At 29.3% G+C, this 26693-nt stretch carries 34 protein-coding genes, 1 tRNA gene and 1 riboswitch; of the genes, 6 read left to right on the top strand and 29 right to left on the bottom strand.

The features are described 5' to 3' along the window. Positions 1 to 8: 8 nt before the first annotated feature. The 20 genes from K5V21_RS03645 to K5V21_RS03740 form a co-directional block, all read right to left on the bottom strand. A complete protein-coding gene (locus tag K5V21_RS03645; RefSeq protein WP_221859281.1) occupies positions 9 to 1292 on the bottom strand; it encodes a PBSX family phage terminase large subunit in 1284 nt (427 codons plus the stop codon). After that, positions 1285 to 1680, bottom strand: a complete 396-nt coding sequence (locus K5V21_RS03650) for a terminase small subunit (RefSeq protein ID WP_221859283.1) — start codon at positions 1678 to 1680, stop codon at positions 1285 to 1287. The genes K5V21_RS03645 and K5V21_RS03650 overlap by 8 nt, the downstream gene beginning before the upstream one ends. Further along, entirely contained in the window at positions 1673 to 1966 is a 294-nt protein-coding gene (locus K5V21_RS03655) for a hypothetical protein (RefSeq protein ID WP_221859285.1), read from the bottom strand. Before K5V21_RS03655 ends, K5V21_RS03650 begins: the two co-directional genes overlap by 8 nt. A 50-nt stretch (positions 1967 to 2016) precedes the next feature. Then, complete coding sequence (locus K5V21_RS03660) at positions 2017 to 2250, bottom strand: hypothetical protein (protein ID WP_221859287.1); 234 nt, start codon at positions 2248 to 2250, stop codon at positions 2017 to 2019. Positions 2251 to 2393: 143 nt separating this feature from the next. Beyond that, positions 2394 to 2469, bottom strand: a tRNA-Asn gene (locus K5V21_RS03665). Between the two features lie 115 nt (positions 2470 to 2584). Continuing rightward, on the bottom strand, positions 2585 to 3142 hold the full coding sequence (locus tag K5V21_RS03670) for a transcriptional regulator (RefSeq protein WP_221859289.1): 558 nt from the start codon (positions 3140 to 3142) through the stop codon (positions 2585 to 2587). 1 nt (position 3143) lies between these two features. After that, positions 3144 to 3305, bottom strand: coding sequence for a hypothetical protein (locus tag K5V21_RS03675; RefSeq protein WP_221859291.1), 162 nt, complete (start codon positions 3303 to 3305; stop codon positions 3144 to 3146). Between the two features lie 434 nt (positions 3306 to 3739). Next, positions 3740 to 4447, bottom strand: coding sequence for an ATP-binding protein (locus tag K5V21_RS03680; RefSeq protein ID WP_221859293.1), 708 nt, complete (start codon positions 4445 to 4447; stop codon positions 3740 to 3742). Then, positions 4440 to 5339: a phage replisome organizer N-terminal domain-containing protein gene (locus K5V21_RS03685; RefSeq protein WP_221859295.1), complete on the bottom strand. Its 900-nt coding sequence runs from the start codon at positions 5337 to 5339 to the stop codon at positions 4440 to 4442. Before K5V21_RS03685 ends, K5V21_RS03680 begins: the two co-directional genes overlap by 8 nt. 89 nt (positions 5340 to 5428) lie before the next feature. Then, a complete protein-coding gene (locus K5V21_RS03690) occupies positions 5429 to 6313 on the bottom strand; it encodes a DUF1351 domain-containing protein (RefSeq protein WP_221859297.1) in 885 nt (294 codons plus the stop codon). 13 nt (positions 6314 to 6326) lie between these two features. Further along, positions 6327 to 7181 carry an ERF family protein gene (locus K5V21_RS03695; RefSeq protein ID WP_221859298.1) on the bottom strand — a complete coding sequence of 285 codons (855 nt, stop codon included), beginning with the start codon at positions 7179 to 7181 and terminating at the stop codon, positions 6327 to 6329. An 86-nt stretch (positions 7182 to 7267) separates the two neighbouring features. Continuing rightward, positions 7268 to 7852 carry a hypothetical protein gene (locus K5V21_RS03700; RefSeq protein WP_221859300.1) on the bottom strand — a complete coding sequence of 195 codons (585 nt, stop codon included), beginning with the start codon at positions 7850 to 7852 and terminating at the stop codon, positions 7268 to 7270. A 229-nt stretch (positions 7853 to 8081) separates the two neighbouring features. Next, positions 8082 to 8273 (bottom strand): hypothetical protein, encoded by a 192-nt coding sequence (locus K5V21_RS03705; RefSeq protein WP_221859302.1) that lies wholly within the window; start codon positions 8271 to 8273, stop codon positions 8082 to 8084. A 16-nt stretch (positions 8274 to 8289) separates the two neighbouring features. After that, positions 8290 to 8712, bottom strand: coding sequence for a hypothetical protein (locus tag K5V21_RS03710; RefSeq protein WP_221859304.1), 423 nt, complete (start codon positions 8710 to 8712; stop codon positions 8290 to 8292). Positions 8713 to 8810: 98 nt separating this feature from the next. Beyond that, positions 8811 to 8963 carry a hypothetical protein gene (locus K5V21_RS03715; protein ID WP_221859307.1) on the bottom strand — a complete coding sequence of 51 codons (153 nt, stop codon included), beginning with the start codon at positions 8961 to 8963 and terminating at the stop codon, positions 8811 to 8813. A gap of 564 nt (positions 8964 to 9527) precedes the next feature. Continuing rightward, a complete protein-coding gene (locus tag K5V21_RS03720) occupies positions 9528 to 9866 on the bottom strand; it encodes a hypothetical protein (RefSeq protein ID WP_221859309.1) in 339 nt (112 codons plus the stop codon). A gap of 95 nt (positions 9867 to 9961) precedes the next feature. Continuing rightward, entirely contained in the window at positions 9962 to 10162 is a 201-nt protein-coding gene (locus K5V21_RS03725) for a transcriptional regulator (protein WP_221859311.1), read from the bottom strand. A gap of 27 nt (positions 10163 to 10189) precedes the next feature. After that, a complete protein-coding gene (locus K5V21_RS03730) occupies positions 10190 to 10474 on the bottom strand; it encodes a ubiquitin (protein WP_221859313.1) in 285 nt (94 codons plus the stop codon). 1 nt (position 10475) lies between these two features. After that, a complete protein-coding gene (locus K5V21_RS03735) occupies positions 10476 to 11288 on the bottom strand; it encodes an ORF6N domain-containing protein (RefSeq protein ID WP_221859315.1) in 813 nt (270 codons plus the stop codon). A gap of 15 nt (positions 11289 to 11303) precedes the next feature. Next, positions 11304 to 11495, bottom strand: coding sequence for a helix-turn-helix domain-containing protein (locus tag K5V21_RS03740; RefSeq protein WP_221859317.1), 192 nt, complete (start codon positions 11493 to 11495; stop codon positions 11304 to 11306). A gap of 190 nt (positions 11496 to 11685) precedes the next feature. Here K5V21_RS03740 and K5V21_RS03745 point away from each other — a divergent pair, with 190 nt between their 5' ends. The 5 genes from K5V21_RS03745 (at position 11686) to K5V21_RS03765 (ending at position 15359) form a co-directional block, all read left to right on the top strand. Then, positions 11686 to 12147 carry a helix-turn-helix domain-containing protein gene (locus tag K5V21_RS03745; RefSeq protein WP_245000635.1) on the top strand — a complete coding sequence of 154 codons (462 nt, stop codon included), beginning with the start codon at positions 11686 to 11688 and terminating at the stop codon, positions 12145 to 12147. Positions 12148 to 12245: 98 nt separating this feature from the next. Beyond that, positions 12246 to 12671, top strand: coding sequence for an ImmA/IrrE family metallo-endopeptidase (locus K5V21_RS03750; RefSeq protein ID WP_221859321.1), 426 nt, complete (start codon positions 12246 to 12248; stop codon positions 12669 to 12671). A gap of 31 nt (positions 12672 to 12702) precedes the next feature. After that, on the top strand, positions 12703 to 13125 hold the full coding sequence (locus K5V21_RS03755; protein WP_221859323.1) for a hypothetical protein: 423 nt from the start codon (positions 12703 to 12705) through the stop codon (positions 13123 to 13125). After that, positions 13122 to 14231 carry a BRCT domain-containing protein gene (locus K5V21_RS03760; RefSeq protein WP_221859325.1) on the top strand — a complete coding sequence of 370 codons (1110 nt, stop codon included), beginning with the start codon at positions 13122 to 13124 and terminating at the stop codon, positions 14229 to 14231. The genes K5V21_RS03755 and K5V21_RS03760 overlap by 4 nt, the downstream gene beginning before the upstream one ends. Positions 14232 to 14309: 78 nt before the next feature. After that, positions 14310 to 15359 carry a site-specific integrase gene (locus K5V21_RS03765; protein WP_221859326.1) on the top strand — a complete coding sequence of 350 codons (1050 nt, stop codon included), beginning with the start codon at positions 14310 to 14312 and terminating at the stop codon, positions 15357 to 15359. 74 nt (positions 15360 to 15433) lie between these two features. Here K5V21_RS03765 and guaA read toward each other — a convergent pair whose 3' ends face one another. From guaA to K5V21_RS03800, 7 genes are all read right to left on the bottom strand, one after another. Beyond that, complete coding sequence (gene guaA, locus K5V21_RS03770; RefSeq protein ID WP_221859328.1) at positions 15434 to 16966, bottom strand: glutamine-hydrolyzing GMP synthase; 1533 nt, start codon at positions 16964 to 16966, stop codon at positions 15434 to 15436. Between the two features lie 240 nt (positions 16967 to 17206). After that, positions 17207 to 18661 (bottom strand): IMP dehydrogenase, encoded by a 1455-nt coding sequence (guaB, locus tag K5V21_RS03775; protein ID WP_221859330.1) that lies wholly within the window; start codon positions 18659 to 18661, stop codon positions 17207 to 17209. 162 nt (positions 18662 to 18823) lie between these two features. After that, positions 18824 to 18921: riboswitch (purine riboswitch) on the bottom strand. 318 nt (positions 18922 to 19239) lie between these two features. Next, positions 19240 to 20010 carry a prepilin peptidase gene (locus tag K5V21_RS03780; RefSeq protein ID WP_245000636.1) on the bottom strand — a complete coding sequence of 257 codons (771 nt, stop codon included), beginning with the start codon at positions 20008 to 20010 and terminating at the stop codon, positions 19240 to 19242. A gap of 95 nt (positions 20011 to 20105) precedes the next feature. Continuing rightward, the gene (locus tag K5V21_RS03785) at positions 20106 to 20543 is read right to left on the bottom strand and encodes a type IV pilin protein (RefSeq protein WP_221859332.1); all 438 of its coding nucleotides are present in this window, start codon (positions 20541 to 20543) and stop codon (positions 20106 to 20108) included. A gap of 144 nt (positions 20544 to 20687) precedes the next feature. After that, positions 20688 to 22313: a chaperonin GroEL gene (gene groL, locus K5V21_RS03790; protein ID WP_221859334.1), complete on the bottom strand. Its 1626-nt coding sequence runs from the start codon at positions 22311 to 22313 to the stop codon at positions 20688 to 20690. A gap of 12 nt (positions 22314 to 22325) precedes the next feature. Continuing rightward, a complete protein-coding gene (groES, locus tag K5V21_RS03795; protein WP_204595756.1) occupies positions 22326 to 22610 on the bottom strand; it encodes a co-chaperone GroES in 285 nt (94 codons plus the stop codon). Positions 22611 to 22829: 219 nt separating this feature from the next. Then, complete coding sequence (locus tag K5V21_RS03800; protein WP_221859337.1) at positions 22830 to 24323, bottom strand: 4Fe-4S dicluster domain-containing protein; 1494 nt, start codon at positions 24321 to 24323, stop codon at positions 22830 to 22832. A gap of 156 nt (positions 24324 to 24479) precedes the next feature. Here K5V21_RS03800 and K5V21_RS03805 point away from each other — a divergent pair, with 156 nt between their 5' ends. Next, positions 24480 to 24776 (top strand): HNH endonuclease, encoded by a 297-nt coding sequence (locus tag K5V21_RS03805; protein WP_221859339.1) that lies wholly within the window; start codon positions 24480 to 24482, stop codon positions 24774 to 24776. A 317-nt stretch (positions 24777 to 25093) separates the two neighbouring features. Here the strand turns inward: K5V21_RS03805 and K5V21_RS03810 are convergent, their stop codons facing one another. After that, complete coding sequence (locus tag K5V21_RS03810; RefSeq protein WP_221859341.1) at positions 25094 to 25993, bottom strand: DNA-3-methyladenine glycosylase family protein; 900 nt, start codon at positions 25991 to 25993, stop codon at positions 25094 to 25096. A gap of 21 nt (positions 25994 to 26014) precedes the next feature. Next, positions 26015 to 26425, bottom strand: a complete 411-nt coding sequence (locus K5V21_RS03815) for a C-GCAxxG-C-C family (seleno)protein (RefSeq protein ID WP_221859343.1) — start codon at positions 26423 to 26425, stop codon at positions 26015 to 26017. Positions 26426 to 26693 lie beyond the last annotated feature (268 nt).

The raw sequence follows: 26693 nt of genomic DNA on the forward strand, positions 1-26693 counted from the left end.
CACCTCATTTAATAAATACCTAATTTCCTCTTATCTCTAATCCTAACTTTATTAGAATTTATTTCTGATTCCATTCCATACCTTACAGCATCAATAGTATGATTATTTTTATCTGGATACTCACCCTTGAAATTACCTTCCTTATCTTTTTCAAGTTCATATCCCAAGAATTCTCTTTTAGCATTAGGACATCTTATAGGATCTATAATTATTTCTTCTATTTCATCACTTAAATACTTTACTCCATGTTCAACACTATCAGGACCCTTCTTTGCCCCCTTTATATTAAGCCCTAACTTTTTAAACTCATTTATTGTCCTAGGTTCTGCGCTATCTGCAGTAACTAATCTATTATTTGTATTTTCCTCTCCAATTTCCTTTACTGCTTGTGAGTTTCCTAATGCTCTTTTATATATCTCATAAAAAATATATAATCTCTTTCTAGTCTTATCATAATTCATGACAATATAAGAAAGAGGATCAGCTCCATACCCGAAATCTAATCCTCTCTTTATTCTGTCAAATACTTTTATTTCTTCATCCGTTATTTCTCTTATAGTTATATTTCTAAACACTTCTCCTCCTGTTCCAGTTACAGCTCCTAAATAATCATGTTCATACTTAGTAATATTAACTTTTTTCATATGTTCAGCCTCTATGATAAACTGTTCTCCAAGCCATTCTTTAGGAACCGTTCTATAATCACTATGATGAACATATTTATCCTCCCTACTTTCTATAACTTCTTGGTTACACCAGTTTCTTTGACTTTCTGGAGGATTAAAAGAATAAAAAACATAAAATTTAGGACCACCTCTCATCAACGATTGATTTATTGTATCTATCTTATTTTTTCCTTCAAATTCATCTACCTCCTCATACCATATATATTTAATATAACCTTTAGGTACTTTGGTAGATTTAACCTTCTTAGGATTGTCAGCACCTTTAAACCTTATTACTTGACCTGTAGCCTTATATGTTATTGTTAATTTAGCTTCTGGTACATGCCACTCATTACTTACTCCTAAAACATCTATAGCCCACTTAATTTGATCTCTTACTGATTCTGATAAAGTATCTTTAACTCTTCTTAATATTAAAGCATTAGACATTATTCCTTCCTGAGCATCCCTCATCATGCCTAACACAATCTCTATTGAGATAAAAGAGGACTTCGTACTTCCTCTACCGCCTTTAAACCAGTAGTGGGTATGAAATCCTCTTTTTATATCCTTATGAGCTTCATAAAAACTTCTCGCTATTATTGATTTAAGTTTTATCCTATTCATCTATATCATCCACTATTTGAACTTGCTGAGTCCCTTCAATTTCAACCTTATCAGCAAACAATCTATATCTTTTACCTAATAGCTCTGCTGCTTTAGTTCTATCTTGAAGTGATGCATCTAATCCAAATTGGTCTTTTTCTTCTCCTCTCATAACCTTTGTGAGGTATTGGAGGACTTCTTCACCCTTTGCTATTCTCTTATCTTCTATTTCTTTTATACGTTCATCTATATATTGTTTTATATTAGGTTTTGTTAGGTTCTCTGTTCCTATTACTGCTGCTGTTTTCTTGCTATAACCTGCTCTTCTTGCTGCTTCTGTTGCATTCCCTAACTCAATATAATAATCTGCAAATGCCTTCTGTTTTGGTGTAAGCTTTTTATTATCCATCTGCTCCACCTACTTCTTTATATATCTCAACTAATTTTAAAAGTATTTCTTGTTGTTTAAATGTACTTAGTACTTCTACCTTAATCTTAGAATACTTATTAGGATCTTTTTTATTATCTGGATACATTTTGTTATACTCTTCAACATCTATTAAGTGAAATAACTTATATACAGTACATACATTACCTGTTTTATTGCTTATAAATTGCTCTCTATTCACTAAGTATATATATCCATAAATATTTAATCCTTTTATCAATTTATTTATTTTACCCTGTATATTCATTATTTCACCTTCTTTCAAAATAAAAGAGTTGCTATAAAAGCAACTCTTAATTAAACTAAAAACTTATCAATTAAATTATTTACAGATGTTTTGTATTCTTCTTTTGACATTGAATTACAATATCTATACTGTATTAATTGATCCAATGCATTTGATATTATAAAAAAATCATACATCTTCTTTTTATAAACCTGTTCATCCTGTGCCCAACTTTCAGTGTTTATTTCATTATATAATTCACTGATTAATTCTTCCATTCTTAATAGTACATCTTCTTTTTTCATACTCCACCCTCCTCTATATGCAATATTCTACAAAATAAGTAAAATCCCTTTTCGTTGCAAAATAAAAGAACCCAGCTTTTACACTGAATTCTCTTTGTAAACTTACTAATAGCACGTTGTAATCCCTACTATCAGTCTTTATTTGGAGGAGATAGAGAGACTTGAACTCTCGACACATATGTTAACAGCCTATCGCTCTACCAACTGAGCTATATCTCCACGTTGCAGGGTTTTATCCCTGCCTATCTATAAAAAGGAGGATCACTAATGAACAATTAAACTTCATCAACCTGTCCACACTTATATCCTACCACACTTTATTTAATATTTTTTATCATATATTTATCAAATGTTTATCATTTTCAGCCTTTTTCCTAAACATTATTGTATTTTTATATTCTGCAATTATTGCAATAACTTCTCCTCTTTTTCTGTATGCTGTAGCTTGAGCTATATTTAAACTTCGTGCTATTTGTAGTACGCTTTTTTTATCACCATATTTTAACTCTATATATCGTCTATCTTCTTCCTCTAAAGTATTTAAATTAGTTTCCATATTATCTACATATCGCTCTAACTCCCTTATCTTATGATTATTTTTAAATATCTTCTTGCTGATTATTAAATGTTCTCTTTCTAATTTAGTTATCTCTTTGCACATTTGTTCTTCTGCAAAGCTATTTCCACTAGGTGATGTTTGAACCCTTTCGGATATTCCTATACCATTCTGGTAATAATCTATAGTAACATTAGCATCTATAATATCTTTTTCTATTTTTTCTAATCTACTCTTTAATTGCTCTACCCATTGTTTTAAATAATATATTTTCTTTTTATATTGAAAGTATCTATACAACGCTGCTTCTGTCTTTTTAAAAGTCTCTTTATCCAATCTATAACACCTTCTTATCTAAAAACTTAATCTTTCCTTCATCATGATATTCAACAAATCCACATTTGCATATGATATTATCATTTTCTAATAAGGATTTAATATCACTGTTGATGCATTTATTACCATTAGCATTCCACTTACACTCAACCTGATTACACATTTAATCACCTCTATATAATAAACTGGCTAGGCTGAAACTCATATCTTGCCAAAGGAGAGTTTCACTTCCTTTCATATTGAATTACCTAGCCAGAATATAACTAATTAATCTTCATTTTTCATAGGTCTTTTTAACTATTCTTTCATTAATTATCTAGGACATAATCTTTGTTTATTTGCACTAACACCCCCATTACTCCACACTATACACTTAATGAACTTTCTCAATTTCATGCTCCATATAATTATTATATTTTATAAACTAAAAATATACCTTTTCTGATTTTGTTAATGGATATTCTCTGTAAAAACAAACTCCATCTTTTGAGCTATCCTTGCAAACATCTTTCCAGTACTCTAAATACTATATGGTGTAATTCCACTAAGTGAGATAATCCATAATCTTCTATTTCACATATTCTCATTAAGTCCCCTCTATTCACTAAACTTTTTCAATCTATAGTTACAATTATCCTTAAATGTTATTCCAAACCTTTTACCGCAACACTCTAAGATTCTTCCTCCAAGAGCTTCGTCTAAATCTAATAAAATCTGTGGTGTGCATTCAGTACTTATTAAAGTTGGTAAATAATTTAAATATCTATAATTTAATATTGGATATATATGTTTTATATCCGCTTCGTTTAATTCACCAATTAATTTATTTTTTCTAACCTTGTCTTTGAATAGATCATCAATAATTAAAACCTTAGCCCTCTTATATCTATCAATCTTTTTGTTATAATACTCTTCATCCATACTACAAGCTTTAAGTTCTCTCATAACTTCTAAGTAAGGCATGTATACCACTGGTATCTTTTTATCTAATAAAGCTTTTCCTATAGATGTAACTATATGTGTCTTTCCAGCTCCTGGTTGCCCCATAAGACAAAATCCATTTTCTCTATCACCTTTTATATCATCAAAATCAGTAATATATTCAACTGCTATGACTCTCGCCTTCTTGGTTATCTCATTCCACGGCTTATAGTCTTTTAAAAGTTTTATATCTTTAGGAGCTATCCCAAAGTTCTCCCATAACCTAGATACAAAATCCATTTCATAGCACTCGCACCTTTTAAGCCCGTTATCTCCTTTAACCCATGTTGTATCTCTACACCTCTCACACTTGTATTTACTCAAAACAGGAGAAGTCTGGTTTCTTTCCTTGATCTGTTTCTTTATCCTGTCTAGTATCTCCTTCACTTCCTCCACCTTCCTTATCCCTATAATTTCCCTCATACACCTTTAAAAAGTTATTAGGCTTTATAAACCAATCAAATGTTATTTCAAAATCACTTGCTTTACCCATTAAAAACTTACTTTTCAATATTTCATCGATAGCATTTAAGATTTCATCTTCACTATATTGCTTAACCCTAGCCTTTAACATCTTATGTCTGATGGTACTTGGAGTAATCTTAGTTAATTTAGTTGATAGATTAAGAGAGTTCCATTTTTCTATTAATCGTTGTACGAAAGTACTACATATTATATCTTTAGATATAATATTATTATCTAATTCTCTTTCTTCTTCTCTTTCTAATTCTTCTTCTCTTTCTAGGGAGGAGACAGTCGACGGATGTCCATAGGACAATCCACGGACAGTCGTCGGACAATCTGTAGATTTTTCTCCTTTATTTGCCAAAAGTTTCTGTTTCTCCCTTTCCTTTCTTTTACGAATTCTATCCTTTTCTTTTCTACTTTCATATACATCTAAACTCTGGTGTTTCTCCCAGTTCGGAATGGTTACAGCATTGTTTATCACCTCTATCATTCCATACTTTTCAAATGTTTTTAATGCTAATCTAACAGTGTTTAATGGTCTTCTAAATATAGCAGCCAACATCTCATCAGTATAAGCAATCTTATCATTCATCATGAAAACACCACTATTATTATTTTTTCCTGCAAAACATAAAAGCTTAAACCAAATTACTATTATGCTATCTGCTTCAGGTATACTTTCTATTAATAATATTTTTTCATCATCAAATATATCTGTAACTATCTTTATCCATTTAACATAAGCCATTGTCTCCTCCTATAAAATGCAATCTAAATTAGAATATTTTTCCATTCTCGCATCGTTATGCTCTTCGTATTGTTCTATTAAATTATCATTTACTTAACTTTCCCTTTATTATGAACCTCATATTTATACCCATTATTCTTTAAGAAACTACTTAATATTCTCATTCTATTTGAGTCAGATTCAACATGAATATCTACAAAGTATCTTTCTTCATCTTGCTTTATTTCTTTTACTGGTACTTGTTTAATTTCTTCTACTTTTTCTATTGGAGCTTGTACTTCTTCCTTTGGCTTTTCAGCTTCCTTTATCATAGTTGCCTTATCATTAACTTCTTTTAATATCCTATCTAAAGACCATCCAAACTCTATATACTTTGTAAAATCCTCGTATTTTAATTTTGTATTTATGCCTTCATTAGCATTATCTATAGCGTTTTGAATTGATATTTTAAGCATTTCTTGTCTTTGCATTTCATCTTCTTGCTCTTTTTCTAGCATTACTGCTCTCATTTCTATATCTTCTCTAATACTCTTTAAACTTCCGCTAAGAGTTAAATACTTATCTTTTACATCTAATCTATCTGAATACTTTTGAGTTAAATTGTGAGCTTGTATACTTTCTTTTATATACTCTAAAGCTTTATTCCTTTTTTCTTCTCTACGCTTATCATCATAGATTTTTATTCCTTCTTTTATTGGTTTCTCTACATCTGATATAAGACTAATTAATTCTTTACACTTACCTTCAAACTCTTTAATAGGTAACTCCATTTCTTTCTTAACATCTTTTCTGTAAGTATCTATTTTATTTCTAAGTCCTGCTAGGTCCTTTTGAGTTGCTTTACAATCTTTTAATCCTTCTTCTGTTACAACTATGCCCTCATATTTGCTCATAGTATCTTGTAATGATACTTTTACCTCTTCAAAGTTCATACTTATAACCGGTAGTTGTTTCTTAACTTCTATTTCTCTCATTCTCTAAATCCTCCTAAAATTCAAAATCTTCTTGACGTTGCTCTAATTCTTTTTGATGTTCTTCTTGTTGCTTTTTTAAATCAATATCTTTTTTCTTTTTTTCTAACATTTCAATGCATTTATTTAATGCTTCATTCGTAATATCTTCAACCTTAGAAACTCCAATCCATGATAAGAATTTCTTTTCATCCGCTCCTGATTGATCTATTAATGATTTAATTGTTATAAATGCAGCTTTATTTATTTTTCTTTTTCCTTCTTCTGCTGACACATCTATCTCTCCGCCATCTATAGCATCATTTTCAGCTATATCAAATGCTAATGTATATAAATATCTTCTTGAGAATGTTTGAGAAGCTCCTATCGCCTGTATTTCACTACATCCTTTTAAAGTTGGTATCTTAACTGGTGTGTCCCACTTAATTACCTCTTGGGGGTTATCAAGGTCTCTTATATATAATGTTGCAACCTCTGTTGTATATCTAATCTCTGTAGACAATCCAACTTCTAAGCAAATTTCATTTATATATGGTAGAAAATCTCCAAGTTCAAAATATTTATAATTAGAATATTTATTAAAACCACTTTTCTTTAAATCTTTCTTTTGCAGTTTAACTTTAGCCGCTTGTAATTTTCGATATATATTTGATTTAGGTTTAGTTATATCAACTATTTTCCTTTCTGCATTATCAATATCAATTAATATATTTTCATAAGATGTTACAACTCTATCTAATGCATTCTCTACTTGATCTTTATCTATTGTTTTATCTTCATTAAATCCTATATTAGAAATTGAATTTGATAAAAGCTCCAAGTCATTTTTTAATATTTCAGCCCCTTGCTCTAGGTCCTTTAATAACTCCATTTTTAAACCCTCCTATTTTGTGATGTACTTTTTATCTTTTGTAGTTATTTCTAAATAACTACAATCAAATTTCTATAAAAATTTCTCTAATAAATATCACTATTACTACTTTGTCCAACATTTACCCCATTCATTAATAAGGATTTCTTATAGCAATATTCTTTATACTGTGCATCTTTTAATTTATAAAAATTATCTATATACTTACTAAGTTTTTCCTTAGCCAGTAAACCTTTTTCTCTTGGTGTTATTATGGGTGTTGTAGCGGCTTTTATAATATCCCACTTCGATTTAGTTATTCTAGTTATAAATGTGTTATAACTAATACCATTTTTCTCTGCTAACTCTAGAATTTGATTAGAGTATTTCTTGTTCTTAAGAATAGCCTTTTTTGCAACTTTTTCCTTACCCATAATAGGAATTGTTGCTGCATCATATGCTGTCCATCCCTTTTTTAATCTTTTATAAAAAGTATCTCTACTAATTCCGTTCTTATAAATTACAGGTAACCATTTTTCATGATTTCTTTTAGGTCTTATTCTTTTAGTTAATGCAGTTTCTTTATTCCAACCTGAATATCTAATTCTATAATTTAAAGTAGCTTTACAAATTCCATTTTTAGCAGCTATTTCATACTCTTCAGGTGTTATATAGTAATCGTATACTTTCATCTAAAAAACCTCCTATTGATAAAGGCTTTTATTAATGATAAAATATTATTGTTTAATATCATTCGTTGTCATTTTGCATACTTTGGTCGGTTGCAAAATGACTTTTTTTATCATTAATAATCCTATTTTTCTATTGTTATTGTTTGTAAAAATACCTTTTTCTCCCTTTTGCTCATATTTCTTGACTTAAATAATCTTTTTAAAAATACCTTTAACATCCTCTTACCTCCTAAGTGTTTATAGTATCTAAAATGTAATCAATATCTCCTTCTCTCCATCTGCCAGGGAATATGCTTATTCCTAACTCTCTTAAATTTATAATAACTCCTATTCTTTTACAGTCTTTATCAGATAAACATCCTTTACAACTCTTATGATTTTTACAACGACTTACCATTGCCTTAATTTCTTTTCTTTCCATTGCTATCACCCATCTATCATCTTTTTATTTTTTCTGTCGCTGCTCTAATAGGATCCCAACCTAATCTTTGTACTCTTGTAACAAAGGTTCTATACTCTATCCCATTACGTTTTGCTAAATCAACGTGCTCTTTCTTATGCCTTCTATTGCATTCATGCATCTTATTCATTATTTCATTTCTCTTCATAAGTGGTGTTGTTGCTGATTTTTCTAAAGACCACCCTAATTTATTTTTTCTCATATAAAACGAAGCTCTAGGTATACCATTTTTCTCAGCTAATTTAACCCATTCACTTAATGAATTTATCTTTTCAGTCAGAGCTTTTTCTTTACTCCATCCAAGTTTATTTATTCTACTTCTTATAGTTTCTTTACAAATACCATTTTGAGCAGCTATAGCATACTCCTCATCACTTATAAAGCAATACACCTTAGACATCTAGCTTTCCTCCCCGTGATACTTATCAAATGTTCTGTGTCCTAGTGCCCCACCGATTAAGGCAGGGACTAGATATAATATTAATACCTCTATCATAATTAACCTACACATTCTGATATTTCTATAATAGCAAGTCCTAATTGTATATATTTTTCTATAATTTCACTTAATCCTGAGCATTCTCCTTGTTCTATATGACTTCCTATAGTGCTGAACTTTTCCTTAAATTCTTCTAATACGTATTGCTTCATATCAATACCCTCCTTGATATTATTAGTTCTTTCTTGTGTTTGATTTATTGACATTTTTATCTCTCCTTTTTATTCATATTTTGTATATTTATTTTTAAGATTTTATTAAGTTTTTATTTTTATAACTGAAACACTTCTCTCTCTATTCTCTGATATAATTAATAAACTATAAAAAAGGGGAAAGTATTATGCCAAAGAAAATTATTATTTTTTTCAATAATGATTCATTTTTAGAATTGTATGATTTAATTGAAGTACACTCAATTTCAAATAATAAAATATATACCTTATCAAATATATACAAAGGCTTACTCGAAATAACTGGGAATGTTTTGTTTTCATGTATTAGTTGCAATGTATTTATTAATTTTGATAATATTAAATATATTAAATTTTTAAAGTGATAGTTGAATTTTTTCAACTATTTCTTTTTACATTCCTCCTAAATTTTATTTATATATTTATCTACTAGAGGTCTTATATAATATTTCTCTAATAAACTTAACCCTATAAACATAAGTGTTGCTTCATATACAATGAAGTTACCTTTATCCATTCCAATACCTACATATTCAATCTACTAGATTTACTACACTCATGATTTTCTAAAACATCTAACAGCTCCACTACTATGCTCTTTGCTTCATCGTAATTAGTTTCATCAATTTCACTTAATCTCCTTAAATCTAAATACTCTTTTACTATTTGTCCTATCGGTGTTGTTATCATGGATATTAAATGTCTCTTGATACTTAACTTTGTTAATCGTGGTATTATTATTCCTTCCCTTATTGATGTCCATGACTTACTGTCACAAACTTGTCTGCTTAACACCTCATTCTCTAGCTTTAGTTCTTGATTCTCTTTTATCAATATTTCTATTTCTTCTGAATGAATTTGCATAATAAAACCTCCCTAAATTTACATTTTTCTTATTAATCTACATACTTTCAACAAGTTTTGCACAGGTTGTCCACAGTTTTTGTGGATAAGTTTAATTATCCATAATATCTTTCCTTAAAATATTTTTTTGATATCTGCCCCGCTACGGTTATATACCCTTTATCTTTTAACTCTAAATTTAATTCTCTTATTATTGCGTAGGCTTTATTTTCTGATACCTCTACTTTCTCTACAACATCTCCAACCTTATAGTAGGATGATTTAGGGTCTGCTTTGGGTAACTTTTTTTTACACATTTCTTACACTCCTTCTATATAAAATCTCTAATTCACCTCATTGTTAGATGTATCTATTTCCTTAACAATCTCAACATTATTGAAAAACCAATTTAAAGCTACTATTTTCAATTCTTCAATGGATATTACGCCCTCAACTTCTTTTCCATCTATCTCTGTAACGAATGTTTTACATTCATCACCTAAGAAATAAATACTAATCCAAGGATATCTATCATCCATTTCAAAAGAATAATTTTCTATCTCTACTACCTTTATTTCACTTGTGTTAACTTCTATATTTGCATCAGTTGTTTTTATTAATTTACTCATGTTAAACCTCTCCCACTCCGTATTTAATTGCCATCTTTCCGATTATATTTATATAACCATTTATAAGTTTCTTATCACCTTCAATAACATCTAATTTATTTACTTTATCTATTTTGTATTTTGGTACCCCTTCAAGTGCCATCTTCTTTTTCTTATTTAAAAGTCTTGATTTTAGATTAACTCCATAAGTATTATCTAATAAGTTATATGCTTCTTCTCTTATTGGTTTTATATGTTCAAAACCACCTAACTTACTTGCTACCTTATTAATAAGCGTTGCTGTATCTTTTCTCCATGAATTAGCATCTAAAGTAACAGCTTCTCTCATAGCTTGGACTTCCTCTTTAGTTTCTTCTACCTTCTCTTTAGCTTCTAATGCGTGATGATTAACTTCATTAAGTTGTTGTTTTATAGCTTTCATTTCTTGAAGTGAATTTATAAGTACATCTTCTATGCATGTAGGATTGTTCTCTTTTACTCTAAAATATTTATTAACTAACTCCCTTTGGACACTCCATGCTAAATCATCAGATAAACTTTTTACTAACATTAGATATCCGCTTTCAGTAATTAACGTTAAGCCTCTATTCGGTATTTCTAAAGTATGAATTTCGTACTTTTCAAAATCTGATGGTTTTGCAATAAAATAATCTACACCATCTATAAAATGTTCTTTGTTTTCGTTGAAATTTCTTTTCGCTGTTCCTTCTACTCTTTCATGTACTAAATCAATTTCTTTAAATGTTATTACTCTTTGTCCTTTAAATTCTTTTGTTTGTAAATCATTATTATTGATTTTTACTAAACTATTCATCTTTTCCACTCTCCTTTAACTTATTAATTCATCAACAGTAGTTCCTAAAACATCTGCTATTTTACTTATTACTAATATACTAGGATTTTTTCTTTTACCTTTACATATCTCCCAAACATAAGATATTGATAAATTTCCATCTTTTGCTATCCTATACATCGTAATATTTTTTTCTTTCGCTAGTTTTTCTATATTTTCTGATAACATCTTTTCACCCCTTCGGTAATACGAATACTTCGTTAAAACAATATTACTACGTAATAAAAGCATTATCAACTCAACAAACCGTCATAACGAAGTATTATCATCAAATAACTTTTATTTCCTCTTTTTTACTTCGTTTTACTTGACATTACGTTTTAACTGATATATACTTCGCTATATAGAAATAAAGGAGATGATTTACTTGTTTAATAAAGACTTAATTTTAAAAGAATTAACCTTAAAAGGTTGGAGTCGATATAAGCTTTGTAAAGAAGCACATATGGCACAATCAACACTCTCAGATATTCTTACTGGTAAAAATTCGAATCCTAGAATGGATACAATCCAAAAGATAGCACAAGCTTTAAATGTCAGTGTAGATGTATTTTTCGAAGATATATTTTTCAATGATGAACCTAAAGAAAAGAAAATTGAAGAAAAAAAAGAAAGGGATTACTCTCTATCAATAAAAGAACAAGGAGATATAGACGATGAAGCTAAAAAGATTATAGATAATTTATCTCTTTCATTTTCTAAAAATAAAGATTGCTTAAATGAAGAAGATTATTTTGCCATTGAAAATGCTTTACGTAGTACTTTAGAAGCTATAAAGATAAAGAATAAAAAGAAATTTACACCAAAGAAATATAAATAATATATATACGGAATTCAAGTTACAGAAAGAAAAAATATATCAAAATACATAAGAAATTACATATAAATTTACTATAGTATAAAAGGGGGAGATATACCTTGAGTATTATTCCGTATATAAAAAACTTAGCTGATGATTTAATTAAAGAAACTGATTGCACAAATCCGGTTGAATTAGTAAAACAATTGAAAAGAGTTGAATTTTCTATACAGCCATTAAGCAATTCAGTAAATGGATTCTTCAATTATATATCACCAAATAAACAAATGATCGTAATAAACTCCAATTTAACTGAGGAAGACTTTAACTTTACTTTATTCCACGAATTAGGCCACTATTTTTTAGGACATAAAGATACTCTTCTTTTGAATTCATCTTATACAATGAATCTAAAGGAAGAATATCAAGCTGACTTATTTGCTACATATATGTATATTAAATATATTGATAATTATTCAAGAGATTATATTAATTACCCCAAAAGAGCCTGTGAGCTATTAGATAAGTTAAAAAATTTTATTTAAATATATTATTAATATTAAAGGAGGACTGACATTGATAGAATCTTTAGAACAACAAATTATTAATTCTATTAATTTTAGATGGAGAAAAGACCAAAGCAAACGTATTGAAATTGATATCGATAGCATCTCCGAATGCTTTAGAATTATTTGCTCTACTCGAACTACTACACTCTTAATTATTAATGACATAAAAAATGAAGGACTTTCTGACATAAATCTCAAAAAGCTTAAAGATAATTTAAATTGGATTTACAATTGGATAACTTATGATTCAATTCAAACCATATATGCAAACTATAAAGGTCCTATTAAAAATAAAAAAAAGATGCTTGAATACTTAAACGAAATCCCTATTATAGAAGATTATTTTCTTAACTTTCAGATGAACTTAGTTAAAATCACTATACCTAAATTACTTAAATTTTATAATATAAAGGAGGATACAATAAAATGATTTATCCTAAAAGGGCTTGGAAGGAATTTACCTCTCTAGATGAAAAACTAACTATTTTACGCAAATTAGAAATTATTTCTCCTAAATCTACTGAAATTAAAAAACTACATTATAAAGGGTATTATACAAATTATTCAACAGTTGAATGTGATGTAATAGGATATGCAGATGATAATGAAATTATACTCAATGTTAATGGACAACTTCATAGCATTCACCCAGATTATTTTGTTGAGATGCAAAAACATGATAGATTCATTATAGTTGATATTGAAACACCTATGAGTTTTAGTCCTGCTTCAGGAATTCAAGAAGTTGCAGCAATATTTGTCGAAGATTATAAAATCATCGACTCACTACACTTAAAAATTATAAAAGATAAAAATTTAGCAACCAAAGGATATGGACAAGGGTTACTGCCCATTGAGGAAAATGAAGAATTTAAAAATAAATTTAAAACATTTATAAAAAAATATAAATGCCCATTAATTGCTCATAACGCCAGTTTCGATAGAAGTTTTTTAAAATATTGGGGATGGATTGATGAAAAAACTAAATTTTATTGCAGTATGAATAATATAAAAACTAGGTATAAAATTAAAAACTATAAATTGGTAACAATTTTAGAATATTTTAATATTAAAAATACTCAATCACATGAAGCTATGAAAGATGTATTAGATTTACTAGAAGTATTAAAAATAACTAAAGTAGATAAATGGACTTTACTAAGTAATGCATCATCACAAAAAGAAATCCCTCCCGATAACAAACCTATTAAGAAAAAAACTCCTAATTATTATATTTCTAAGCAACAAAAAGAAAATGATAAAAAACGACTTGATTTAGCTAAAGAAAACATAGTTTCAAACGTATTTAATAATAAAAAACTGGTATTTACTGGAGATATGATGAAAGACCGAATTGACATGATGGAATTAGCAATTAAACATGGTGCTATTACTACTACTTCAATTAGCGGTAAAACTGATTTAATAATTGCAGGTGATAACCCAGGCAAAAGTAAACTTTCTAAAGCAAAAAAATTAAATATTGACATTATTTCAGAAAGTGATTTCTGGAATATTATCAACAATTCCAATTAATACCTAATACTATAAAATTAAATGGGTTTAATCATTTAATTTTATAGTATTTTCAATTTTAGCAAAGGAGATGATTTAATGCCAACTTACAAAAATCCTGAAAGAGGAACCTACTATTGTTCTTTCTATTATGTGGATTGGACTGGAAAGAGAAAAAAGAAAAAGAAAGAAGGTTTTAAAACTAAAAGAGAAGCTGATAAATTTGAAAGAGAATTCCTAGTTAAGACACAAGAAAATACCGATATAGGCTTCTCTACTCTTGTAAATTTGTATTTAGAAGATGCTAAAACTAGAGTGAGAAAAACTACTTTGGAAAATAAAAAGACTCTTATTAATTTAAAAGTATTACCTTATTTTAAAGATAAAATAGTCGCTAATATAACACCTAATGATATAAGACAATGGCAAAATAAATTAAAAAATATGAATTACTCTGATACATATTTAAAAACAATAAATAATCAATTATCAGCAATACTTAATTTTGCAATAAAATTTTATGGATTGAGTACAAACCCTTGCCATAAAGCGGGAACCATGGGAAAAAAAAATGCAAATGATATGAAATTTTGGACTACAGAACAATTTAAAACATTTATAGAATTTAATGATAAACCTATATCTAATCTAGCATTTAAAATTTTATTTTGGACAGGTATTCGGAGTGGAGAGTTAATGGCTCTCACATTTAATGATATAGATTTAAATAATAAAACCATAGATATAAATAAAACTTATACTAGATTAAATAAAAAAGATATTGTAAGCGAACCTAAAACTCCTAAAAGTAAAAGAAAAGTTTCTATACCTAATGCCTTATGCAATGATATAGAAACTTATATTAATAGCTTATATGATTATAATAAATCTGATAGAATTTTTAACTTTACTAAATTCTTTCTAACTCATGAAATGAAAAGAGTCTGTAAGAAAAGTGGTGTACCTATTATAAGAATACATGACCTTAGACATTCACATGCATCATTATTAATAGAACTAGGATTTACTCCTCTTTTAATTTCAGAACGATTAGGTCATGAAAAAGTACAAACTACATTAGATACTTATTCACACCTATATCCTAATAAAGATACTATGGTATCAAATAAACTAGATGAATTAATTTAGTACGTTTTTAGTACGTTTCAAATTTTTAAATTTTCTAAAGCTAGTGTTCATCTAGTTTATAAAGATTTTAAATCTTATTCCCACTCAATAGTTGCTGGTGGTTTTGAAGTTATATCATAAACAATTCTGTTTACTCCTGGAACTTCATTTACTATTCTTCTTGATACTAAATCTAATAAGTCATATGGAATTCTTGCCCACTCTGAAGTCATAGCATCACTTGAAGTAACAGCTCTAAGTGCTATTGTATGACAGTAAGTTCTTTCATCTCCCATAACTCCAACTGATTTTATGTTCGGAAGACAAGCGAAGTATTGCCATATAGTTTCATCAAGATTTGCATTAGCTATTTCTTCTCTGAAAATTGCATCTGCTTCTCTAACTATTTCAAGCTTTTCTTCTGTTATATCTCCAAGTACTCTTATTGCAAGTCCTGGACCTGGGAAAGGCTGTCTCCATACTAATTTATGAGGTATTCCAAGTTCTTCTCCAACAGCTCTAACTTCATCTTTAAATAATTCTCTTAAAGGTTCTATTAAATCAAATTCCATATCTTCTGGAAGTCCTCCAACGTTATGGTGAGACTTAATAACAGCTGATGTATCAGTTCCACTTTCAACGATATCTGGATAGATTGTTCCTTGAACTAAGTAGTCTATATCTCCAACTTTCTTAGCTTCTTCTTCAAATACTCTTATGAATTCTTCTCCAATAATCTTTCTCTTAGTTTCTGGATCTGAAACTCCTTTAAGCTTTCCTAAGAATCTGTCTTGTGCATTAACTCTTATAATGTTCATGTCAAATTCTTTCTTAAATACTCTCTCAACAGTATCTCCTTCATCTTTTCTTAAAAGACCGTGATCTACGAAGATACAAGTTAAGTTGTGACCTATAGCTTTATGAACTATCATAGCAGCAACTGATGAATCAACACCACCTGATAATGCACATAGAACTTTTCTATCTCCAACTAATTCTTTGATTTCTTTTATTTTATCTTCTGCAAATGAAGCCATTGTCCAAAGACTTTCTAATCCACAAATTTCATGTAAGAAATTTTGAATCATCTTTTGTCCAAATGGAGTATGTTCTACTTCTGGATGGAATTGAACTCCATAAAGATTTCTTTCTTCATTTTCCATTGCAGCTACTGGACATACTTCTGTATGCGCAATTATTTTGAAGCCTTCTGGTGCTTCACTTATGTAATCAGTATGACTCATCCAACAGATATCTTTTGAGTCTATTCCTTTAAATAATCTTGATGAATTGTCTAAGTTTATTTCAGTCTTTCCATATTCTCTAACTGGAGCTGTAGCAACTTTTCCACCTAAAGTGTGAGCCATAAGTTGGTCTCCATAACAAATTCCAAGTACAGGAATTCCTAAATTGAATACCTCTTCGTTCACTCTTGGTGCACCTTCGCCATATACGCTGTTTGGTCCACCTGTAAATATTATTCCCTTAGGATTCTTTTCTTTTATTTTTTCTATTGTATAGCTATATGGAATTATTTCACAATAAACTCCACATTCTCTTACTCTTCTTGCTATAAGTTGATTATATTGTCCACCGAAGTCAACAACTAAAACTAAATCTTTCTTCATGCGCTCCTCCTAGATATGTTAAATTAAAATATTACTATTTTTACATTTTATTGATAACTAATTATAACATATTAGGAGAGAAAAATCCCTCCTAATACGAATGTTTTTTACATATTTATCTTTATTTTTCGTTTTAATTATAATTTCTCTATACTTTTTCTTTAAATTTCCGTGTTATTTATTATATACATAGTTATAGTTTACTTATTTTGTTATTTCAATACTCAAATTATAATATCACTATTTCATTACGCTATAATTTGGTGCTTCTTTTGTCATATTAATATCATGAGGATGGCTTTCTCTAAGTCCTGCTGATGTTTGAACAACAAATGTTGCTGTGTTATATAAAGTATCTAAATCTTGTGACCCTAAGTATCCCATTCCAGCTCTAATTCCTCCAAGCATTTGGAATATTGTATCTGAAACTGATCCTTTATAAGCAATTCTTCCTTCAATACCTTCTGGAACTAACTTCTTATTTCCATCTTGGAAATATCTATCCTTTGATCCACAAGCCATAGCTCCTAAAGATCCCATTCCTCTGTAAACTTTGTAGCTTCTACCTTGGAATATTTCAACTTCTCCTGGAGCTTCTTCACATCCTGCAAATAATGATCCCATCATTGCTGCACATGCACCAGCTGCTAATGCTTTAACAACATCTCCTGAATACTTAATTCCTCCATCTGCAATTACAGGAATTCCATATTTCTTACCAATTTCAACGCAATCCATAACTGCTGTAAGTTGAGGTACTCCAACCCCTGCAACAACTCTTGTTGTACAGATTGATCCAGGTCCTATACCAACTTTAACACAATCTGCTCCAGCTTTTATTAAATCTTCTGTAGCTTCTGCTGTTGCAATATTCCCTGCTATTATTTGAAGTTTTGGATACTTATCTTTAACTTTCTTAACCCCCTCTAAAACTCCTTTTGAGTGTCCGTGTGCAGTATCTATAGTTATGATATCAACTTTAGCTTTAACTAAAGCATCAACTCTCTCCATCATATCTTTTGTTACTCCAACTGCGGCTCCACATAATAATCTACCTTTACTATCTTTAGCTGCATTTGGGAATATCTTAGTTTTTTCTATATCTTTTATTGTTATAAGTCCTTTTAACATTCCATTTTCATCTACTAAAGGAAGCTTTTCTATTTTATGCTTCTTTAAAAGTTTTTTCGCTTCATCTATAGTAGTTCCTTCTGGCGCTGTTATTAAATTCTCACTTGTCATTACTTCTGAGATTTTTTTTGAGTAATCTTCTTCAAAAGTTACATCTCTATTTGTAAGTATTCCAACTAGCTTTCCGTCAACTGTTATTGGAACACCTGATATTCTATATTGTCCCATTAATTCTTCTGCATCTTGTAGAGTATTGTCTGGTGATAAGAATATTGGATCTGTAATTACTCCATTTTCTTGTCTCTTTACCTTATCAACTTCTTTAGCTTGTGCTTCTATACTCATATTCTTATGGATTATTCCAAGACCGCCTTCTCTAGCCATTGCTATTGCCATCTTTGATTCAGTTACTGTATCCATACTAGCACTTATTAAAGGTATATTTAATGCAATCTTCTTTGTTACATTTGTCTTTAATGATACCTGATTTGGTAATACCTCTGATTTATTTGGAACTAATAATACATCATCAAAAGTGTATGCTTGTTTTAAAATTCTAGCCATTTTATATCCTCCCTATTTTACCTAATACTTTCATAACAAAATAATTTCTGCAAGATAACTTGCATTTTCTACCTAATTTTATGTATAAAAAAAGCACATTAACTTCCTAAGTGAAGTTAATATGCCATATGCTTTCATGCAATAAGGGTTAGTATAACCCCTTGGTATATTAAATCCACTCATAGTCGGAAATTTAAGGTTCCCGGTAGATACTCCCTGCCATATTCAGGGGATATACGAGTTTTAAATGTGCATTTCGTTTTTAAAATTAAACTAATTATAAATTACATCTTAATTAAAGTCAATATGTTTTTTGAATGAATTATTGCAATTATTAATAAAATGAAACATCAACATATATTTACACTAACTTTATTATATATGAAATAAACCTTTCATGATTAAAATATCTCATACACTATAATTTTTTCTTGATTTAATTTTAAATTAAAAAGAAATGATCTAAACTCTTATAATTTAGTCATTTCTTTTTTATATTATCCTAACTCTTTTATTATGGTTTATTAATTCACATCTCAAATTATTAAAGTTTTCTAAAACCTCTAACCTAATACTTACTAATAAAAAAAGTTTCCCAAATACCAATCTAAAATTTGATTTCCACATATAAAGGTTATGAATGTAGCAGCTACAATATATGGTCCAAAAGCTATGGCTTCTGTTCCATTCCTTTTCTTAAAGATAATTAAGTAAATTGCATATACACCGCCTAAAATTATGGAGATAAATAAATTTAACAAATTTAGTCTTAATCCTAAAAATATGCCGATCATAAATATAATCTCTACGTCTCCCCACCCCATACCATTAGTTGTCCAAACAATTATTGCTAATATCATCGCTGGTATAAGTGCACCTATAGCTACATTTATTAAATTTGACTTTTCACCTGTAATAAGAGTTATTGTTAAAAATATAATCCCCAAAATTATTCCTGTTATTATTACTGAAGAGTATACATATTGAGTTTTATAATCTATAATTCCAATTACTAAAAGGATTGATGTTAAGGTTACAAATTTAAAAAATTCTATACTTAATCCAAACTTTAAATACACAATTACAAAAAGAATTCCAGTTGCTACTTCTATTAAGGGATATTGAATAGATACCTTATCATAACAATACCTACACTTTCCTTTTAAAGCTAAAAAGCTTATTATAGGTACTAAATCTTTTCCTTTAAGTCTCGTATTGCAACTTCCACAATGTGATGCTGGAAATACTATTGATTCTTCTTTTGGTATCCTAAATATGCATACATTTAAAAAGCTTCCTATTATTGATCCAAATAAGAATATTATTAACCATATAACTAAATCCATCATATTCCCCTATCCTTTAATAAAAACCTGTTAATTTCTTAAACAGGTTCTTATTTCCTTCATCTTACTAATTTAAATTTTCATCATCATTAATCTGCTTAATCATTCAACATTGAATCAAATATATCTTTTTTACCATTTTCTTCATTCTTCAATGTGAAATCTTTTCTATCTTCAACAATTAATTTGCAATCTTCTAATTTCATACCTGATGGTAATTTATCTAGTGTACTTGATAAAACAGTTGCTTTATCTTTACCCGGGTCAATGAACTCTATAATTGAAGCTTTACTAAGTGCAGTATCAACAGTATTTGTATTGTTAATATCAACAGGCTTATCATTTTTCATGTTATAACTCTCTACAGCTAATAAAACCTTTCTTGATTGATCCATAACCTTTGTTTTTTTAGCCTCTTGCATATATCCATTAATCTTCGGTACTAAAACACTAGCTAATATTCCTATGATAGCTACAACAGCTATTAGCTCTATTAATGTAAAGCCTTTTTTCTTCTTTTTTAATATTTCTTTCATAAATCAAACTCCTTAGAATTACTGTAAAGTAGCATATTAGCTACTCCCATTTTAATCATTGCCTTTTTTTTACAAAATTATATCATAAAGAACAATAAAAAAAGAAGTCTAAATTATTTAGACCTCTTTTTATCACTTCTAAGTTTAGTACATTCCGTCCATGCCCATTCCACCTGGAGCTGCCATTGGTTCTTCTTTCTTAGGAATATCAACAACTGCAGCTTCTGTAGTTAAGAATGTTGATGCAACTGATGCTGCATTTTGAAGTGCTGATCTTGTAACCTTCGTTGGATCTACAATACCAGCTTTTATCATATTCTTGTATTCTCCTCTTAATGCATCATATCCTACACCAACTTCGCTATGTCTTACTTTTTCTATAATTACTGAACCTTCAACACCAGCATTTGTTGCTATTTGTCTCATTGGTTCTTCAAGTGCTCTAACTATTATATCAATACCAACTTTAGTATCATATACATCTGATGTTAGATCTGCTACCTTGTTTAGAACATTAACATAAGCAGTTCCACCACCTGGTACTATACCTTCCTCTACCGCAGCTTTTGTAGCAGCTAGTGCATCTTCAATTCTAAGCTTTCTTTCTCTAAGTTCTGTTTCAGTTGCAGCACCAACTCTAATTACCGCTACTCCACCTGCTAATTTAGCAAGTCTTTCTTGTAATTTTTCTTTATCAAATTCTGAAGATGTCTCTTCAAGTTGAATTTTTATTTGACCTATTCTAGATTGAATTTCATCTGAACTTCCTTTTCCATTTACTATAGTTGTGCTTTCTTTTGTTACCTTTATGCTCTCAGCTTCTCCAAGCATGTCTATTGTTACTTCTTTAAGATCTCTTCCAAGTTCTTCTGAAATAACCTCTCCACCTGTAAGAATTGCTATATCTTGAAGCATTTCTTTTCTTCTATCGCCAAATCCTGGAGCCTTAACTCCTACACAAGTAAATGTTCCTCTTAGTTTATTAACAACTAATGTTGCCACAGCTTCGCCTTCTATATCGTCAGCTATTATTAAAAGCTTTCTTCCAGTTTGAACTATTTGTTCTAATATAGGAAGTATTTCTTGTATATTAGTAATCTTCTTATCTGTAATTAATACATATGGATTTTCAAGAAGTGATTCCATCTTTTCTGTATCTGTTACCATGTAAGCTGATACATATCCTCTATCAAATTGCATACCTTCAACTACATTAAGTTCTGTACCCATTGATTTTGATTCTTCAACAGTTATAACACCTTCATTGCCTACCTTTTCCATAGCATCTGCAATAAGTTTACCTATTGTTTCATCAGATGCTGAAATTGAAGCAACTCTTGCTATATCTTCTTTTCCATTTACAGGCTTTGATATATCTTGTATTTCACCTACAGCTCTTTCAACTGCCATATTTATTCCTTGTCTAATTAACATTGGATTTGCACCAGCAGTTACATTTTTAAGTCCTTCTCTTATAATTGCTTGTGCTAAAAGAGTTGCTGTTGTTGTACCATCTCCTGCAACATCATTAGTCTTTGTAGCAACCTCTTTTACAAGTTGTGCTCCCATATTTTCATATGGATCTTCAAGTTCTATTTCTCTTGCAATTGAAACACCATCATTAGTTATAAGAGGTGATCCAAACTTTTTATCTAAAACTACGTTTCTTCCTTTAGGTCCAAGCGTAACCTTTACTGTATCCGCTAACTTATCTACACCTATTTGCATTGATCTTCTTGAATCTTCACCAAATTTAATCATTTTAGCCATAACAAAAACCTCCTACTCTACTATTGCAAGTATATCTTCTTGCTTTAATATCATATATTCTTCTCCGTCTACTTTAACTTCTGTTCCTGCATATTTTGAGTAAAGGACTTTATCCCCCACCTTAACTTCCATATCTATTCTCTTTCCGTCTGAAATAGCTCCAGGTCCAACTGCTATTACTTCAGCTTCTTGTGGTTTTTCTTTAGCTGATCCTGCTAAAAGTATTCCACTTTTAGTCTTTTCTTCTGCTTCTAAATTTTTAATGACAACTCTGTCTCCTAATGGTTTAATAGCCATTTTAAAACCCCTCCTTAAAATATGTCTATTTAAAACTCTTTTTATTAGCACTCTCATTAACCGAGTGCTAATTCTAATATAATAATATCTTTTCTATCCAATAAATTCAAATACTTATTAAAATATTTTTGCCCAAAATATATTATTTATAACAAATTAGAGTAATATATTTCTATATTACTCTAATTCTCTTTAATTTATAACTATTTTCTTTGTATTTTATTTTCTCTCTAGATTAATATCTTCAAATTCTTCAATAGTTTCATTTTCAGATATTAATTTCTTCTCTCCTAGATTATTTATTTTATTAAACGTAGCTTTAGCTCTAAGTGCTGGCACTATAGTTCCTGCACCATTAATGCATCCACCTTCACACATCATTCCTTCAATAAAATTACCATTTAATCTTCCTATTCTAGCCATGGCCATAGACTTTTTGATTTCATTTCCACCTGATACTTTAACAGGCTTAAATTCTGTATCAATATTATTTTCTCTAATAAAACTCTCAATAGACGCAGTTAATCCACCATGGGCACCAAACCCTCTTCCAAAGATGGAAGCATCATTAACCACTTCATCATCACATTCCCATAGATTAATATTAAAAGCTTCAAGCAGTGCTGTTAATTCCTCAAATGTAACTACATAATCAATTGCATCACTTATACCTTTCTTTACAGCTTCACTCTTTTTAGCTGTACAAGGTCCTATAAATACAACTTTTGCATCAGGATCTCTCTTTTTAATTAATCTTCCTGTTGCAATCATTGGAGATACTGTATTTGATATATTTTTCACTTGATCTCCATATAAATTTTCTATATATGTTAAAAATGCTGGACAGCAGGAGTTAGTCATATATTTATCTCCATTATCCATTCTTTCTTTAAATTCCTTACATTCATGTATTGTTACTCCATCAGCACCACATGCAGCTTCAACCATATCTACAAATCCTAATTTTTTAATTGCATTCTTTATCTTTCCATAAGTAATTTTCATCCCAAACTGCCCTGTTATTGCAGGGGCAACTACTGCATACATCTTTCTCTTTCTTGCAAGCCTTTTTGCAACTGGAACTATTAAACTTTTGTCTGATATTGCACCAAAAGGACATGCAAGCATACAAGCTCCACAATTGACACAAGTTTCCTCCTTTATAACAGCCCTCCTATCTTCTATACCAAATTCTATAGCACCAGTAGGGCATGCTCTCTTGCATGGTCTCATAACCTCAGATATAGCATCATATGGGCAAGCTTTTTTACACATTCCACACTCTTTACACATCTCTTGATTTATATACGCTCTTCCACCTATATTAGTAATTGCTCCAAATTTACAGGCTTCTTGACATTTATGTGCAAGACAATTCCTACAAGAATCTGTTACTGTATATTTATTTATTGGACATCTATCGCAAGCAGCCTCAATTACATATATAATCTGCTCATCTGGTCTTATATCTATAAGATTATCCTCTTCTAAATCTCCATTTGAAAGAAATCCTGATGCAAGCTTTGCCCTTTCATGAACTATTGCCCTTTCTTTATACACACAACATCTATAAAGAGCTTTGTCACCTTTTATAATTCTATAAGGTATCTTTTCGATTTCCTCTTTAGTTAATTTATCTTCTTTAGCTAGCTTTGCAACCTCTGTTAAAATCTCATGTTTTAATTTATTTAGCTGAGTTTCAAATTGAAACATAATCCCTCCTAAACATTAATTGTTCCTCTATAAATTTTACATTTAATTTCTATTAATTATGTGTATAAATTGTGTTTTCTTCTAATTTATTCTTTTGATTATGAATATATTTATTGATATAATACTATTGTAAATTTCTTAAAAGGGGGAATTTATTTGACAGAGAAACAGATATGCCAATTGTGTGATAGACAAGTTCCTGAAATAACAGAACACCACCTTATACCTAAAGAAAAGGGTGGAAAACATTACTCAACTGCTATGCTTTGTAGAATGTGTCATACTCAAATTCATGCTCTTTATACTAACAAGGAACTTGCAGCAAGATTATTTTCAATTGCAAGACTTAAAGATGATGATAATATAAAGAAGTATCTAAATTTTATAGTAAAAATGCCTGGAGAAACTATAATCCCAATAAAAAAGGCTAAAAATAGAAAAAAGAGAAGATAATAAAACTTTAATTAGCTATATAGATAAAATGAACTCATCTATATAGCTATAACTTTATATTCTACTCTAAGATTTCTACTACTTCACTATTAAAATTAGTTCTATTTAATAAGTACTTTAAAATGTAAGATTGAATTATTGTAAATACAGTTCCAAGAATTGTGGCTTCTGCGCCATAATTTAATAATCCTAGAAGTATTATAACTATATTTATCTATCTATACTTCTACAATAAAAAAAGAGATTAATCTAAGTATGTCTATATACTTAAATTAAACTCATTTTATTATACTCTATTAATATATTTTTATATTATGTTAATCTATCTTTATATTATTTTCTCTAGCATAATAGAAAAGATATTGTTGTGCAAATCCTGATAAATCTTTAAACTCATTTCTAGCAAATATTCTTATCTTATTTAATGAACCTTCCTCAGCATTATAGAAATGCATCATAGCTCTCTTTACCCATACATCAACTGGGAATGCTGAATATTTACTCATTGAGAATAACATTATACAATCTGCAACTTTAGCTCCTACCCCTTTAAATTCTTGAAGTGCTGTATGACACTCATCATCAGTTAAAGAAGTTATTCTTTCAAGGTTATATATGCCTTCTAAATTGTCTAAATCGTTATTTATATTAGCTACTGTATCTACAATATATTTACTTCTAAATGAAGCTCCTGTTTCTCTTATCTCATCTTCAGTTACATCCTTTATCATTTCTGGAGTTGGGAAAGTATAGAACTTCTCACCTTTGTACTCTATTTCAGTTCCCCATCTTTCACTAATCTTTTTGATTGTCTTTTTAATTGAAGGTATGCTATTTCTTGCTGATACTATAAAGCTTATAACAAGCTCAAATGGCTCTTGGTTTAATATTCTTATTCCATATCCATAATCAACAGACTTTTTTAGTATTTCATCTTTTGAAAGTTCTTCTTTAATTTTTGAATAATCTCTTTCCAAATCAAAATATTCAAACCATATATTTTTAAAATCTTCTTCGTTTGAATTTAAAATTGTAACTTTATCATCTTCTTGCACTACTTCGATTACTCTTCCATATGCAATTACTATGTAATCAAGCTCTGCTTTCTTTTCCCATCTAAAGCATTGCCCACACTCTAATATTTGTTTTATATTGAAGTTCCTGACACCTTCTAATATAACTTTATTATCTTCATATATAGCCTTTTTATAATCCATATATCTCCTCACCTTTTCTAACTATTTATTATTTATTTCTCTGTCTATTATTTCGCCTAATACTGAAGCTGCAGTTTTAATCATAGTAGTACACCTTCTATCAGTATCATTAAACTTTCCCTTAAGCTCACTACAGTTTAAAGTTTCTAATTCTTCATCAAACCTTCTAAGAAATTCTGATGACAACGCTCTAACTATTGGGCTTTCATGACCTCTTTCATTTGTGAACATTACTCCTATTACAGCTAATGAACCTGTTGCTGCACCACATATTCCTTCTATACTCATTCCACCACCAAATGATGCCATTATTTTTAAAGCATCCTTTGAAAGATTTAAATCATATTCATCATTTGCAGCATACAAAATACATTCTGCACAATTTAAATCATATTTCTTATCCCAAAACTTTATTGCACTATCAATTAACATTCTTTCACCTACTAATTATTATCAATTAATTACTTTTGTTAATTATAACACATTTTTAAGATTTATCCTCCCTTTTATCTTTTCCTAGTTGTTAATATTCTATTTCTATTTTTCAATTTCTAACTATTAAAAATAGAATTTTTCCATTTTCTTTTTTTAATCCATACATACTCATACTTACCTTAGATTGAAATAAATATCTTAATGCTTTAAGCATTTTATTAGAATATATAAAAAGAGATAACACATCCTGTTATCTCTTCCTATC

The organism is Clostridium sardiniense, assembly GCF_019753795.1.
Taxonomy (GTDB): Bacteria; Bacillota; Clostridia; order Clostridiales; family Clostridiaceae; genus Clostridium; species Clostridium sardiniense.